Origin of the sequence: Nocardia sp. BSTN01 (genome assembly GCF_015354405.1) — a bacterium.
GTDB lineage: Bacteria > Actinomycetota > Actinomycetes > Mycobacteriales > Mycobacteriaceae > Nocardia.
The window spans coordinates 126,359-140,202 of the sequence record NZ_JADKYP010000013.1 but is presented as its reverse complement, the minus strand read 5'-3'; the positions used below and the strand labels follow the sequence as shown (position 1 = coordinate 140,202).

General features: G+C 70.1%; 13 protein-coding genes. 8 read left to right on the top strand and 5 right to left on the bottom strand.

What is annotated here, in order from left to right:
- From IRT45_RS14060 to IRT45_RS14050, 3 genes are all read left to right on the top strand, one after another.
- On the top strand, window positions 1-815 hold an 815-nt coding region (locus tag IRT45_RS14060), incomplete at its 5' end, for an acyl-CoA dehydrogenase family protein (RefSeq protein WP_194806286.1).
- A gap of 1 nt (window position 816) precedes the next feature.
- Window positions 817-1,596: an enoyl-CoA hydratase/isomerase family protein gene (locus tag IRT45_RS14055; protein WP_194806285.1), complete on the top strand. Its 780-nt coding sequence runs from the start codon at window positions 817-819 to the stop codon at window positions 1,594-1,596.
- 11 nt (window positions 1,597-1,607) lie between these two features.
- Window positions 1,608-2,468, top strand: a complete 861-nt coding sequence (locus IRT45_RS14050; RefSeq protein ID WP_194806304.1) for an LLM class flavin-dependent oxidoreductase — start codon at window positions 1,608-1,610, stop codon at window positions 2,466-2,468.
- Window positions 2,469-2,482: 14 nt separating this feature from the next.
- Here IRT45_RS14050 and IRT45_RS14045 read toward each other — a convergent pair whose 3' ends face one another.
- A complete protein-coding gene (locus IRT45_RS14045) occupies window positions 2,483-3,232 on the bottom strand; it encodes an SDR family NAD(P)-dependent oxidoreductase (RefSeq protein WP_194806284.1) in 750 nt (249 codons plus the stop codon).
- Entirely contained in the window at window positions 3,229-3,993 is a 765-nt protein-coding gene (locus tag IRT45_RS14040; protein WP_194806283.1) for an SDR family NAD(P)-dependent oxidoreductase, read from the bottom strand. The genes IRT45_RS14045 and IRT45_RS14040 overlap by 4 nt, the downstream gene beginning before the upstream one ends.
- 53 nt (window positions 3,994-4,046) lie before the next feature.
- Here IRT45_RS14040 and IRT45_RS14035 point away from each other — a divergent pair, with 53 nt between their 5' ends.
- Genes IRT45_RS14035 through IRT45_RS14025 form a run of 3 tightly spaced genes read left to right on the top strand, consistent with a single transcriptional unit; the run spans window position 4,047 to window position 7,529 of the window.
- A complete protein-coding gene (locus tag IRT45_RS14035; RefSeq protein ID WP_194806282.1) occupies window positions 4,047-5,483 on the top strand; it encodes a class I adenylate-forming enzyme family protein in 1,437 nt (478 codons plus the stop codon).
- The gene (locus IRT45_RS14030; RefSeq protein WP_194806281.1) at window positions 5,476-6,621 is read left to right on the top strand and encodes a thiolase family protein; all 1,146 of its coding nucleotides are present in this window, start codon (window positions 5,476-5,478) and stop codon (window positions 6,619-6,621) included. Before IRT45_RS14035 ends, IRT45_RS14030 begins: the two co-directional genes overlap by 8 nt.
- Window positions 6,618-7,529, top strand: a complete 912-nt coding sequence (locus IRT45_RS14025; RefSeq protein WP_309240953.1) for a GTP-binding protein — start codon at window positions 6,618-6,620, stop codon at window positions 7,527-7,529. Before IRT45_RS14030 ends, IRT45_RS14025 begins: the two co-directional genes overlap by 4 nt.
- Before the next feature lie 19 nt (window positions 7,530-7,548).
- Here IRT45_RS14025 and IRT45_RS14020 read toward each other — a convergent pair whose 3' ends face one another.
- Complete coding sequence (locus IRT45_RS14020; RefSeq protein WP_194806280.1) at window positions 7,549-8,223, bottom strand: hemerythrin domain-containing protein; 675 nt, start codon at window positions 8,221-8,223, stop codon at window positions 7,549-7,551.
- A 102-nt stretch (window positions 8,224-8,325) separates the two neighbouring features.
- On the opposite strand from IRT45_RS14020, the gene IRT45_RS14015 reads away from it, so the two are divergent.
- The gene (locus tag IRT45_RS14015) at window positions 8,326-11,601 is read left to right on the top strand and encodes a BTAD domain-containing putative transcriptional regulator (RefSeq protein WP_194806279.1); all 3,276 of its coding nucleotides are present in this window, start codon (window positions 8,326-8,328) and stop codon (window positions 11,599-11,601) included.
- 71 nt (window positions 11,602-11,672) lie between these two features.
- Window positions 11,673-12,125, top strand: a complete 453-nt coding sequence (locus IRT45_RS14010; RefSeq protein ID WP_309240952.1) for a nitroreductase/quinone reductase family protein — start codon at window positions 11,673-11,675, stop codon at window positions 12,123-12,125.
- 50 nt (window positions 12,126-12,175) lie between these two features.
- Here the strand turns inward: IRT45_RS14010 and IRT45_RS14005 are convergent, their stop codons facing one another.
- Together IRT45_RS14005 and IRT45_RS14000 are read right to left on the bottom strand one after the other, a co-directional pair.
- Entirely contained in the window at window positions 12,176-12,988 is an 813-nt protein-coding gene (locus tag IRT45_RS14005; protein ID WP_194806277.1) for an acyl-CoA thioesterase II, read from the bottom strand.
- Between the two features lie 45 nt (window positions 12,989-13,033).
- Window positions 13,034-13,687, bottom strand: coding sequence for a TetR/AcrR family transcriptional regulator (locus IRT45_RS14000; RefSeq protein WP_094025038.1), 654 nt, complete (start codon window positions 13,685-13,687; stop codon window positions 13,034-13,036).
- Window positions 13,688-13,844 lie beyond the last annotated feature (157 nt).

Sequence of the window (13,844 nt, the reverse complement as noted above, 5' to 3'; positions counted from 1 at the left end):
AGGGGCTGGGCCGCCACGGCAGCAAGGAACTGCAGCAGCGATTCCTGCCCGGCATGATCGACGGGACCGAACGCTGGTGTCAGGGCTTCAGCGAACCGGGCGCCGGTTCGGATCTCGCCGCACTCACCACCAGCGCCACCCTCGAAGGCGACCACTATGTGATCCACGGCCACAAGATCTGGACCAGCTATTCCGATGTCGCGGACTGGTGCCTGCTGCTGGCCCGCACCGATTCGCAAGCGCCTCGGCACAAGGGGATTTCGGCGTTCATCGTGTCGATGAAGCAGCCGGGTGTGCAGCAGCGGCCGCTGCGCATGATCAGCGGTATCACCACCGAATTCGGGCAGGTGAGTTTCGACGGCGCCACCGTCCCGGCCGATCGGATGGTCGGCGCGCCGGGTGAAGGCTGGAAGTTGGCGATGACCGTGGTCGGTCACGAACGGGAACCGTCGACACTCGGTTATTCGGCTCGCTACGCCAAGACGGTGCGTGTGCTGGCCGACCGCCTGGACGGACCGGTGCCCGACGAATTGGCTTGGGCGGCAGTGCAATCGGAGATGCTGCGGCTGCATGTGCGGCGACGGCTGTCCGAACAGCTGGACGGTGTCTCGCACGGCCCCGACGGTTCACTCGACAAATTGCTCATGACCTGGGTGGATCAGGCCGTCGGTCATGCCGCGTTGAGCGTCGCCGGCACCGACGACGCCGACATGTTCGGCACCTACCTCTACAGCCGCGCGCAGAGCGTCATGGGCGGCACCTCGCAGATTCAGAAGAACATCATCGCCGCCCGCATACTCGGATTGGGAGCCTGACATGTACGACCTGCCCGCCGAAGTCGACGTCCGGGCCGAGGGCCCGATTCGCATCATCACCTTGAACCGTCCCGACGCGCTCAACGCCGTCGACGACGCGCTGCACACCGGGCTGGCCCGGCTGTGGCCGCGACTCGGCGAGGATCGGGAGGCCCGCGTCGCGGTGCTCACCGGCGCCGGGCGCGCCTTCTCCGCCGGCGGCGATTTCGCATACCTCGGCGAACTGAGCCGCGACGCCGAGATGCGCGCGAAAACCATTGCGCACGGCCGCGATATCGTGCTCGGGATGGCGCGATGCCGGGTGCCGATCGTGGCCGCCGTGAACGGGCCCGCCGTCGGCTTGGGCTGCAGCCTGGTCGCCCTCAGCGATATCGTCTACATCGCCGAACAGGCCTATCTGGCCGATCCGCACGTGCAGGTGGGGCTGGTGGCCGCCGACGGTGGCCCACTGACCTGGCCGCTGCACACCAGCCTGCTGCTGGCCAAGGAGTACGCGCTGACCGGAGATCGGATCCCGGCCGAGCGGGCGCGGGAGATGGGCTTGGTCAATCACGTGGTCGCCGATCCGGTCGCCGAGGCACACGCCTGCGCCGAGCGGATCCTCCGGTTGCCCAGGCAGGCAGTCGAATCCACCAAGCGAATACTGAACCTGCAACTCGAGCGAGCCGTGCTGGCCACCCTCGACTTCGCGCTCACCGCCGAGGATCTGACCTTCCAATCGGAGGATCTGCGCGCCAATCTGGCCCGGTTGTCGGCGCCCAGGAACGGCGCGAAGAAATAGCCGTGGCAAATATGGGCGGGCCGCAGTGGTATCTGTTCCTGCCGCAGATCCGGCTCGATATGGCCGAGATCGTGGCACGTGCCCAGGTGGCCGAAGACGCCGGATTCGACGGTATCGCCTTCATCGATCATGTGCGGGCGCCCGGCGCCGAACAGCAGCCGCTGTGGGAGGCGATGACGGTGGCCGCCTGGGTGGCCGCGCGCACCGAACGGTTGCGCATCGGCCACCTGGTGCTCTGCGACGCGCTGCGCCATCCCGCGATGCTGGCGAAACAGGCGGTGGCGCTGCAGGAGGCCAGCGGTGGCCGGTTCGAACTTGGGCTCGGTTCGGGATCGGTGCCGAGCGAGCTGACCGATTTCGACATCAGCCACGAGGACGGCCCCGCCCGACGGGCCCGCCTGGAACGCACACTGGCGCTGCTGCCGCGGTATTGGGCGGGCGAGGGAGACCTCGGCCTGGCACCGGCGCCGACCTCCCGGATCCCGATCGTGATCGGCGGGTCCGGTCCCGCCACCATGGCGCTGGTGCGCCGCTACGCGGACTGGTGGAACCTGCCGGCCAGTCAGCTCGACCGGCTGCCGCGACTGCGGGCGAACGCGGGGCCGGCGCGCGTGTCGACCCAGCAGTTGGTGGGTTTCGCAGGGCGCGGCGCCGATCCCGACCGGGTGCGTGCGCTGAGCCTGCGCCGATTCGGTTATCTGGCAAGCGGGTTGGTGTGCGGAAACGCCGAGGAGCTGATCGCCCACTTCGCCGCGGCCGTGGAGGAGGGCGTCGAACGGTTCTACGTCTGGTTCACCGATTTCGCGCAGCCGGAGACTCTCGCGGAATTCGGTGACGCGGTGATCGGTGGCCTGCGGGCCGCTCGGGCGTAGTGCCCCGAGGGGCGCTAGCGTTGTGCCAGTAGCACTTCCGACTGCTGGACCGATCCGGTGATGCCGCTCGCGTCCTGCCCGGCGAGCAGTACCGCGGCCTCCGCCATCGTCTCCGGTGGCTCGACCATCTCCGCCGGAATCCGCTGTCCGCCCCCGCCGGCCTGCCAGCCCTCGGTGAGCACGACACGCGAGGGGCACAGGCAGTTCACCGCGATATTGTCCGCCCGCAGATCCGCCGCCAGCCCCAGGTACATGCGTTCCACCGCGGCCTTGGATATCCAGTAGGCGTTGGCGCCGCGGTCGAGCATGCCGACACCGGTGGTCGTGATGGCGATCATCGAACCGCCGCCGCGGGCGCGCAGCAGCGGGATCGCGGCCCGGGTGACATGGAAGACGCCGGTGAGGTTGACGTCCAGGCAGCGCTGCCAGCGCGCGTCCGGGGTGGATTCGATCGGGCTCAGGGCGAGTACCCCGGCATTCGCGACGACGATGTCGACTCCGCCGAATGCGGAAACCGTTGCCGCCAGGGCAGTGTCGACCGATTCGGCGTCGGTGACGTCGCAGGCCACCGGCAGGGCCCGGCCGCCGGATGCGGTGATGCGCTGCGCCACCGAGTGGATGGTTCCGGGCACCCGTCCCGGTTCCCGCGAGCGGGCGGCGACGGCCACCTCGGCCCCCGCCGCCGCCAGGCCGTGCGCGATCGCGGCGCCGATACCGCGGCTGGCACCGGCCACGAACGCGACTTTGCCCGTCAGAGCGGTCATTTGGGCGGGAAGCGCAACGCGCCGTCGAGGCGGATCACCTCACCGTTGAGGTAATCGTTCTCCACGATGGACTGCACCAGTTGCGCGTATTCCGGGGAGCGGCCCATCCGCTTGGGATGCGGAACCTGTTTGCCCCAATAGGTTTCCAGCTGATCGGCGGCCTTACCGTAGGCCGGGGTGTTGAACGTGCCGGGTGCGATGGTCACCACCCGGATACCCAGCGGCGACAGGTCGCGCGCGGCGACCAGGGTCATACCGACCACGCCGCCCTTGGCCGCCGAATACGGCAACTGACCGATCTGGCCCTCGTAGGCGGCGATCGAGGCGGTGTTCACGATGACACCGCGCCGGCCCTCCTCACCCGATTCGGACTGCGCGATCGCCGCGGCCGAGAGCCGCAGTACGTTGAACACGGCGGTGAGATAGAACTCGATCGTGGTGCGGAAGCCGTCCAATGCGAGCGGGCTGCCGTCCTTGCCGACCAATCGGCCACCGCTGGCCGGCCCGCCGTGCGCGTCCACCGAGATGCGCAGCGGGGCCAGCGATTGCGCCTCGGCGATCGCCGCCTGCACCGACTCCTCGCTGGTGGCGTCGGTGTGCACATAGCGGATACCGAGTTCGGCGGCCAGCTCCTTGCCCTTGTCGTCGGCGACATCGGCCACCACCACCTTGGCTCCCGCGGCGTGCAGCCGTCGCACGGTCGCCTCGCCCAGTCCGCCGGTTCCGCCCACCACGATCGCGGAGCTACCGCTGATCTCCATGACACCGCCCTCTCTTGAAATCAACACTCTCTTACTGAGAGAATAATGTTCTCATGAACATTAGCATGATCCTCGAGATGGCGGCCTCGGCCGGAAACCGGCCGGTGATCACCGTCGACGGCCGATCCCTCACGGCGGCGCAGCTGCTACGGCTGGCGCGCCGCGCGGCCGCGGACTTCGCCGACAGTTCGGCGGTGCTGTACCTGGGGGCGAATCACCTGGCCTATCCGGTGGCGCTGTTCGGCGCGGTCCTGGCCGCGGTGCCGTTCGTGCCGCTGAACTATCGACTCGGCGACAACCAGCTGTCGGCACTGCTGGCACGGCATCCGGGTGCGCGGGTGCTGCGCCCCGAGGATCTGGGCGCCCTGGTGGAAACCGATGCGGCACAGCCCGATCCGGAACCACAGCCGGCGCCGTGGGACGGTGAGGCGGTGGCCGCGATCATCTATACCAGCGGCACCACCTCCGAACCCAAGGCGGCGCTACTGCGGCACCGGCATCTGATGGCCTATCTGTTGAACACGATGGAATTCGGCGCGGCCGCGGAATCCGACGCCTCCCTGGTGTCGGTGCCGCCCTATCACATCGCCGGCCTCACCAACCTGCTGTCCAATCTCTACAGCGGCCGCCGGGTGGTGTATCTGCCGGCGTTCGATCCGCAGCGGTGGCTGGATACCGTTCGGGCCGAACGGATCACGCATGCCATGCTGGTGCCGACCATGCTGGCCCGCATCGTCACCGCGGCCGATGGTGCCGAGGCGGACACACCGACACTGGCGAGCCTGGCCTACGGCGGTTCGCGGATGCCGCGGCCGGTACTGGAGCGGGCGCTGGCGATGTTCCCCGGCACCGGCTTCGTCAACGCCTACGGCCTCACCGAAACCGCCTCCTCGGTGGCGGTGCTCGGCCCGGAGGATCACCGCGCCGCGCAGGCCGCGACCGATCCCGCGATCCGCGAGCGACTCGGCTCCGTCGGCCGGGCGCTGCCCGGCGTCGAATTCGACATCCGCAGTGCCGCGGGGGAATCGCTGCCCATCGGGGAGACCGGCCTGGTGTTCGTGCGCGGCGAGCAGATCTCGGGGGAGTACGGCGCGCGCACCGCACTCGACGCGCACGGCTGGTTCGGCACCCGCGATCTGGGCAGGCTGGACCACGACGGCTATCTGTTCATCGAGGGCCGCGCCGACGACACCATCATTCGCGGCGGGGAGAACATCGCACCGGCCGAAATCGAGGACGTGCTCCTGACCCATCCCGGGATCAGCGAGGCCGCGGTGATCGGGGTGCCCGACCCGGAATGGGGGCAGCGGCTGGTCGCGGTCGTGGTGGGCGCCGGCGATCCCGAAGAGATCAAGCGGTGGGTGCGGGAGCGGATGCGGTCCTCGAAGACCCCCGATGCGATCGTGTTCCGCGCCGAACTGCCCAAGACCGAAACCGGAAAACTGTTGCGCCGCAACCTCGTCGCCGAATTGGAGAGCTCCCATGCCTGAAGCCGTCATCGTCTCCGCCGTGCGGACCCCCATCGGCACCGCGCGCAAGGGCACGCTGCGCGACACCAACGCCTTCGACCTCGCCCACCACGTGGTCGCGGCGGTCGCGCGCGATATCGACCCGAGCCGGGTGGACGACGTCGTCCTCGGTGAAGGCCGCTACGGCGGCGGGGTACTGGCCCGCCATGCGGCGGTCACGGCGGGACTCACCACGGTGCCGGGACTGGCCGCCAACCGGCACTGCGCGGCGGGAATGGCCGCGGTACAGAGCGCGGCGGCCGGAATCCGCGCGGGGATGGACGAACTCGTCATCGCCGGTGGCGTGAATTCCGATTCCACCGGTCCGCGGGTGCGGTTCCGGGTCGGTGCCGACGAATGGATCGACCCGTGGGTGTCGCCGTCGCATCCGAACCGCCCCGACGCGCCCAATCTGGACATGTCGATCACCGTCGGCTGGAATACGGCGGTCAAGGCGGGAATCTCGCGCGAGGAGATGGATGCCTGGGCCCTGCGTTCGCATCGCAACGCGATCGCCGCCATCGACGAGGGAAGGTTCAAGGAGGAGATCGTCCCGATCGAGACGCCACACGGCGAATTCTCCGTCGACGAACATCCGCGCCGCGACACCAGCCTGGAACGCCTCGCGGGACTGAAGGTGCTGCATCCGGAGATCGAGGGGTTCTCCGTCACCGCGGGTAACGCCTCGGGATCCAACGACGGCGCCGCCGCGCTGGCCATCGCCTCGGATCGGCTGGGCCTGCCGGCGCTGGGTGTCATCCGCTCGTGGGCCTCGGTGGGAGTGGACCCGGCCGACACCGGCCTGGCGCCGATCGAGGCGATCACCAAAGCGGTTGCGCGGGCGAATATCTCACTGTCGGAGGTGAAGCTGATCGAGATCAACGAGGCCTTCGCCTCGGTCCCGCTGGCCGCGGTCAAGGCGCTGGACCTGGATCCCGAGCGGGTGAACTACAGCGGCAGCGGCTGCTCGCTGGGACATCCCGTGGCCGCCACCGGCGCGCGGATGATCGTCACTCTGGTGCACGAACTGCGCCGTCGCGGTGGGGGATTCGGTATCGCGGCGCTGTGTGCCGGTGGCGGGATGGGGTCGGCGACCGTGATCGAGGTGCCGGCTCCGTGACCACCGCCGGGCGGGAGGCCAAGCGGCTGCTCGCCGCCGCCCGCGACGGTTCCCTGCGAGCCACCGGGCGGCTGCTGAGCATGGTCGAAAACGGCAGCCGCGACGAGGTTCTCGCACTGCTCGGCTCGGTCGCCACCCCTCGGGTGCTGGGCGTGACGGGGCCGCCGGGCGCCGGAAAGTCGACCACGGTGGCGGCGCTGGTCGGCACGTACCGGGCGCAGGGAGCCAGGGTCGCCGTCCTGGCGGTGGATCCGTCCTCGCCCTACAGCGGCGGCGCCCTGCTCGGTGACCGCATCCGGATGTCGGCTCACGTCGGTGACCCCGGCGTGCTGATCCGCTCGGTGGCCACCCGCGGGCATATCGGCGGCTTGGCCGCGGTGGTGCCGGCCGCGATCCGGCTGCTCACCGACCTCGGCTACGAGCGGATCGTCGTCGAGACGGTCGGGGTCGGGCAATCGGAGATCGAGGTCGCCGCGGTCGCCGATCCGACCGTGGTGATTCTGAATCCCGGTGCGGGAGACGCGATTCAAGCCGCCAAGGCAGGGCTGCTGGAAGTCGCCGACATCCTCGTGGTGAACAAGGCCGACCGGCCCGGCGCCGACCGGACGGTGCGGGAACTGCGCGGCGAATCGTCGGCGCCCATCCTCACCCTCGTCGCCGAGAACGGTACCGGGGTGCCCGAACTGGCCCGGGCCATCGACGCCCACCAGCGCAGCGACGACCCGGGACGCCGCATTGCGCGCGCCCGCGTGCAGATCCTGTCGCTGGTGCACACCCGAGTGCGAGCCCACCCGGATCTGGACCGCCTCGCCGCGGACGTCGCCGCCGGGGCATTGGATGCCTATACCGCCGCGGAACGGCTGGTTCCACGCTCGGCCGCCGTTCCGGCGCCGGCCATCCGGTGGTGAGCGTGCCGCGGGTGGTCGCTCACCACTCGGGATCGCGGCGGTAGATCGCGCGATACTCCCGGGCGAAGCCGCGACGCCCGAGCACCCGCCAGGCCAGGCGAGCCACCGGCGGCATCTCCGCGAGAAGTTTGCGCCGCTGGGATTCGGACGCTGTGTGCATCAGGAAGCCGAGGAAGACCAGTTGGCGGTTCCTCGGCATCTGCGCGCGGCCGCGTTCGCCGAGAGCCCGCCACTCCGCGACGGTCATGACCTCCTCGACCACCGACAGGACCTGGCGTTCCTCGTCGGCCAGGTGCTCGTCCAGCGCGGCGGCGAGCGCCCGCAGGGTTTCGGCGAGCCGATCGCGCACCGAAGTTGATGTGGCCGTGGCGAATTCGCCCGCATCGCGCCGCGCACGGCGAACCAGCTCCGCGATGCGCTCGTGCTGTTCCTCCATGCGCAGGATCGCGCCGGCATGCATCGGGGCGCGTGCGAGCAGCAGCGGCCACATCAGCTCGTCCTCGCCGGTGTGATGCTCGTGCAGCCCGGTGCACAGCTCGTCCAGGAATGCCGCGAGCTGCCGGGCGCGCTCGACGTCGCCCGCATCGACCCGGGCGACGAGGGCGGGCAGCGCGCGGAAGTGACTGCGAAAGGCGTTGTGCACGACGAGCATGTCGAAGGTGTCGGGGCGGGTGGGCGCGAGGGTGGTGGGCATGGCGGCTCCTGTCGGTGTCGAGAACTGCGACGAGGGTGGGGCCGGCCGCTTGCGGCCGACTCGAGACGCACTTGGCGGCCGCCGTCCTAGACTGTGCGGATCATGGTTCGGATTCGGGTCCTCGGAGCGCTGACCGCGTCGGACGAGCACGGTGAACTCGATCTCGGCGGTCCGCGGCAACGCGGCGTGCTGGCCCGGCTGCTGGTCGCCCGGGGCGAGGTGGTGCCGGTCGACCGATTGATCGACGACCTGTGGCGGGGCGAGCCACCGCCACGGGCACTGGGTTCGCTGCAGGCCTACGTATCCAATCTGCGGCGGCTGCTGGAGCCGGAACGGGCGCCGCGCGCACCGGCGACGGTCCTGGTCAGCCGCGCTCCCGGATACGCGCTGCGGCTCGACACCGAGGCCGTCGATGCCTGGTCGTTCGGCACGGAGCTGGATCTGGCCGCGCGACAGACCGATCCGCAGCGGCGGCGCCGCGCACTCGAGCAGGCGCTGGCCCGCTGGCAGGGCCCCGCGTACGGAGCCTATGCGCAGGAGGCCTGGGCGACGGCGGAGGCGGCGCGGCTCGAGGAATTGCGTATCGGTGCGCGCGAACAGCTGGCGGCGGCCCTGCTCGACCAGGACGAACCCGCGCTGGCGGCGGCCGAAGCCGAAGTCCTGACCCGGGAGCACCCGCTGCGTGAGGAGGCCTGGCGGCTCACCGCGCTGGCACGCTATCGGGCCGGACGTCAAGCGGACGCGCTCGCCGCACTGCGGCAGGCGCGCGAGATCCTAACCGACGAACTCGGCATCGATCCGGGACCTGCCCTGACGCGGTTGGAAGCCGACATTCTCGCGCAGCGAATCCCGGTGCAGGAGAAGGCGTTCACGAAGTCGCTGTCGCCGCGCGCCCCGGTCCCGGCGGCCACGGCGACGGCACTGTTCGGGCGCGACGCCGAACTCGCCGCGCTGCATCTGGCCGCCATGGGCGAGGGACCACGGACCGCGACCGTGGCAGGTGAGGCGGGCAGCGGGAAAACCGCTCTGCTGCACCGTCTTCGCGACGACTTGCGCGATGCGGGATATCTCGTCGTGATCGGTCGCTGCCCGGAGGACGAGGCCGCCCCGTCGGCATGGCCGTGGGTCGAGATCCTGCGTGCCCTGGCCGGCGAACACGATCCCGGGGAACTGGCGCCCGCGCTCGCTCCGCTGCTCACCGACGGCGCTGGACCCGATCGGGCCGACCGCGCGCACGGCCGTTTCCTGCTGCACCGTGCGGTGATCGACTATCTCACCGCTGTCGCGCACGCGCGGCCGCCGGCGATCCTGCTCGACGACGCCCATCGGTGTGATGCCGAGACCGCGGCGTTGTTCGCCGCGGTGGCCACCCGGGCGCCGGTCTTCATGGTGATCGGCTACCGGTCCGACGAGGTGCCGCCCGCGCTGGCCGAGGCGCTGACGAGCTCGGCGACCACGGTCCGTGCGCGAGTCCGGTTGCGCGGCCTCGACATAGCCGACAGCGCCCGGCTCGTCGGCACTCTGCTCGGACGCGCACCCGCGGACCCGGTGGTGGCGACGTTGCACGATCGCACCGGCGGCAATCCCTTCTACCTCATCGAGATCGCGCGCCTGTTGCAGAGCGAGGGCGAGCTGGTCGCCGCGTCCGAGGTCCCCGACGGCGTGCGAGATGTGCTGCGCCGCAGGCTGTCCCGGCTTCCCGAGACGGCTGTGTCGGTGTTGCGCCTGGCCGCGGTGATTGGCCGCGAGTTCGACCTCGCGGTTCTGGTGCGGGCCGCGGAGGTGGGGGAGGAGGAGGTGCTGGACGCGGTCGAGGCCGGAGTGGTCGCCGGGCTTTTGCACGAACCCGCCAGTGGGCGAGCGCGTTTCGCCCATGTCCTGGTGCGGGACACACTGCTGGGAGACCTGTCGCGGATCCGCCGCGACCGCTGGCATCGCCGCATCGGCGCCGCGGTCGAAGAGCTCGATCCCGCCGATCTCACCGCCCTCGCCTACCACTACGGGGAATCGGTGACACCGCAGACCGCGCGGCGAGCCGCCGACTACGCGGTGGCCGCGGCGCAGCGGGCCGAGCGGCGCTTCGCCCATGACGTCGCCGCCGCCGGATACGAACGCGCGGCCCGCGCGCTCGAGCGTCATCCCGGCGGCGACACCGTCGACGAGCGGGTGGCATTGCTGTGCCGAGCCGGACGCAGCCACCTCGTCTGCGGCGCCGGCCTCGCCGCGCGCGCCGCCCGCGACCGGGCCGCGACGCTGGCCGAGGATGCCGACCGGGCCGACCTGCTGGTGCGGGCGTTCACCGCCTGGGACGCCCCGACGCCCTGGATGAACCGGCGCTACGGTGTCGTCGACCACGCCGTGGTCGCCCGCGTCGAGACCGCGCTGCGGTGTCCCGGGCTGGCCCCCGCCGACCGGTGCCGGCTGTCGGTCGCGCTGGTCGAGGAGATCGGTGGCGCCGAACTCGACCGGGCCCGCCGGGTGGCCGGTGACGCCGAGGCCCTCGCCCGCGACCTCGGCGACGACACACTGCTCGCACCGGCGCTGCAGGCCCGGGCCTCGCTCTACGACAGTCCGGATCGCGGTGCGCTCGGCGCCGAACTGATCGAGATCGGGCAGCGCAACGATCACCATGCCTACCTGCTGCTGGGCCACACGGTAGCGCTGCAGGCCGCCGCCTTCGCCGGCGATCTCGAGGCGGCCCGTGCGCATCTCGAGGCGGCCACCGGGCCGGCCGACCGGTATCAGTGGCGCCAAGCCCAGGCGGCGAACGCGATGGCCCGGGGACTGCTGGCGCTGGTGGGCGGTGACGCCGACGACGCCGAGCGGCGCTACCTGGAGGCCGCCGAATTGCTCGCCCGCACAGGGATTTTCAATGCCGGCACACTTCCGCTCATGGCGCTGTTCACGGTCCGCCTGTATCAGGGCCGGGCCGGGGAACTGGCCGAGACGATCGAGGAATTCGTCCGAAGTGCCCCGGCGGACACCGCGGAGGCGACCGTCGACTTCCACGCGCTCGTCCTGCTCGCCGCCGGTGACCGGGCGGCGGCGGCCCGCGTCCGGCGCCGCGCGCGAGCGGTTCCGGATGACCTGTTCCGATCGCTGTTCCTCACCCTGCGCGGCATGGTGATCGCGGCGCTCGGCACGGCGGCGGAGGCCGCCGCGATCTACCGGGACCTGCTGCGGTATCGCGATCGTCTCGCCGGCGCCGACACCGGGTCGTTCACCGTCGGCCCGGTCGATCTCGTGCTGGGAGACCTGGCGGCGCTGTGCGGCGATCCGGATCTCGCCGCCGAACACCATCGCGGCGCCCTGCGCATCGCCGAGGGCTGCGCGAACCAGGGATGGATCGACGCCGCCCGCGTGCGTCTGGACCACTGATCGGTCACTGGTCGTTCACAAGCCGGATCCGGATCGTCGTATGCGACCGCCTTCCGACCCGAGGAGCTCCCGTGCCCGACACCCGCCGTATCGCCACCGACCTGCGCCTGAAGACCGTGACCGGTTTGCATCGCACCCTGCTGGACGTCACCGGTGGCCGCATCGGTACGCGCTTCAAGAAGATGCCCACGTTGACCCTGACCACCGTCGGCCGACGCAGCGGGCGGCGGCACACCGTGGTACTCACCGTCCCGATCGTGGACGGCGAGCGCTATCTGATCGTGGCGTCGCGGGGCGGAGACGCCGTCTCACCCGCCTGGTACCACAACCTGTGCGCCGAACCGCGCGTCGAGGTCTCCTTCCGGCACGGGGCGGCACGTTCCATGACCGCGCGCGTACTCACCCCGGCCGAACGCGAGGTGCGGTGGCCGCAGGTCGTGCGCGCCTATCCGGGCTACGCGGACTATCAGAAGCGCACGGCCCGGCGGATTCCGCTGATCGAGTTGTCCCCGCCCGGCGGGTGACCACATCGTGTGCTGCTCACCGGAGGTGCTGTGCGGCACCGTATTCGGTCTTACCGGAATCGCACCATGGCTTCCTGGGCGAAGGAGGCGACCAGTGAACCGTTCTCGGTGAACACGTCCCCGCGGCCGAAGCAGCGGCCCTGCGCCATCACCGGGCTGTCCTGGCGCAGCAACAGCCAGTCGTCGGTGCGGAACGGCCGGTGGAACCAGAGGGTGTGGCTGGTGACCGCGGAGCGGAACGCGGTGCCGTTGCCGCGCTGGCACACTCCCTCGAGCGGGCGCAGCGCGGTGCCGATGAGCGTGAGGTCGGTGGCGTAGCCGGTCAACGCCGGCGCGAGCGTGGCCTCTGCGGCCGGTGTCCGCATCCACAACTCGAATTCCGGTGCGGCCGAGCCGGTGTCGTCGAGGTCGACGTTCGTCCGTGTCTCCCACGGGATGATGTCGAATCCGGCCTTGTGCTCGGCCGACAGCAGCGGCCCGATCGGTGCGGTCGCCTGCTGTTCGGGGCCGTCGTCGGCGGCGTGCAGGGAAATCGTCGCGGTGGCAACGATTCCCGAGGCCTGCTCGGCCTGTACCGTGACCGAGGCGAAGGTCCGCCCCTGATGCTGGACCTGCACGCGGTATCGCAGCGCCTCGTCCGGTTTACCCTCGCGGGGAAACAGCGCGTGCAGCGATTTGACGGACTTGTCCGGACACGTCAGTTGCGCGGCGCGCACGAATTGCGCCAGCAACTGGCCGCCGAAGATCCGGTAGTACCCCAGGCTCTGGTTGGGGCCGGAGAACACCGCGGTATCGCGGCCGTCGCCGGCCGGAACCGAATGCAGGTCGAGACAAGCGAGAAGGTCGCTCCACAGATCGGGCATGAACCCGAGTGTAAGCGACCTTCTCTGAATTCGAGAATGAAATTCTCAGTCTTGAGCAAAGCCGTGGGCGCAGAAGTTCCAGACTTCCTCGGCGGTGATCGGGTGGGTGGTCTCCTCGTCGGTGCCACCGGTGGACTGCGCGGTGAACATCACCGTCTGCATGACCATCGCCGCGGTCCGGCGCGCATTGAGTTCCTTGCGCAACCGGCCCTGCTCCTGGGCCTTCTCCATCAACTCCGTGATCAGGCTCAGCAGCGGCGCGTGTGCCACCTTCACCTGTGCGGGGTGTGAAACCAGCAGCTGCGGAGCGAAATCCGTGAACAGCGGCCGCTGCGCGGTCGGATCCGGACGGCTCAGTTCGAACAGCAGCTCGATGGTCACCCGCAGCTGGTCGATCGGATCGTCCTGCCCGTCGGCGGCCGCCCGGAGCTGGTCCGCGGTGCGGCTGAGCGCATCCTCGAACAGCGCCAGCAGCAGTTCGTGTTTACCGTCGAACTGCAGGTAGAAGCTGCGCAGCGATTGTTTGGAGCGGTCCACCACTTCCTGCACGGTGAAATCGGTGGTGCCCTTTTCGGTGATGATGGCCTGGGCCGCGTCGAGGAAGCGCTGTACTCGCTGTTCGGCACGCAATTTCGCGGTGCGGATCGAGCGCTCGACGGCGCGTTGCTTCCAGGCGGGCTCTTCGCTGGGGCTGCTCACGGTCGGCTCGGTCCTTGGTTATGTGTGCAGAACATGAATGCACTGTACCGGAGAATGTCATGTTCCCGGGCACCGAGGGCGCGTGTTCGGGAACGGCGCGAGAGACTGTTACTTTCTGCTGTGGAGAATGCTATTCTCGCGTCGGTAGGCAGTCTAG

Excerpts from the sequence above, each read along its gene's own strand:
- IRT45_RS14055 (WP_194806285.1), top strand. The coding sequence starts at position 817 with ATGTACGACCTGCCCGCCGAAGTCGACGTCCGGGCCGAGGGCCCGATT.
- IRT45_RS14050 (WP_194806304.1), top strand. The coding sequence starts at position 1,608 with ATGGGCGGGCCGCAGTGGTATCTGTTCCTGCCGCAGATCCGGCTCGAT.
- IRT45_RS14045 (WP_194806284.1), bottom strand. The coding sequence starts at position 3,232 with ATGACCGCTCTGACGGGCAAAGTCGCGTTCGTGGCCGGTGCCAGCCGC.
- IRT45_RS14040 (WP_194806283.1), bottom strand. The coding sequence starts at position 3,993 with ATGGAGATCAGCGGTAGCTCCGCGATCGTGGTGGGCGGAACCGGCGGA.
- IRT45_RS14035 (WP_194806282.1), top strand. The coding sequence starts at position 4,047 with ATGAACATTAGCATGATCCTCGAGATGGCGGCCTCGGCCGGAAACCGG.
- IRT45_RS14030 (WP_194806281.1), top strand. The coding sequence starts at position 5,476 with ATGCCTGAAGCCGTCATCGTCTCCGCCGTGCGGACCCCCATCGGCACC.
- IRT45_RS14020 (WP_194806280.1), bottom strand. The coding sequence starts at position 8,223 with ATGCCCACCACCCTCGCGCCCACCCGCCCCGACACCTTCGACATGCTC.
- IRT45_RS14015 (WP_194806279.1), top strand. The coding sequence starts at position 8,326 with ATGGTTCGGATTCGGGTCCTCGGAGCGCTGACCGCGTCGGACGAGCAC.
- IRT45_RS14005 (WP_194806277.1), bottom strand. The coding sequence starts at position 12,988 with ATGCCCGATCTGTGGAGCGACCTTCTCGCTTGTCTCGACCTGCATTCG.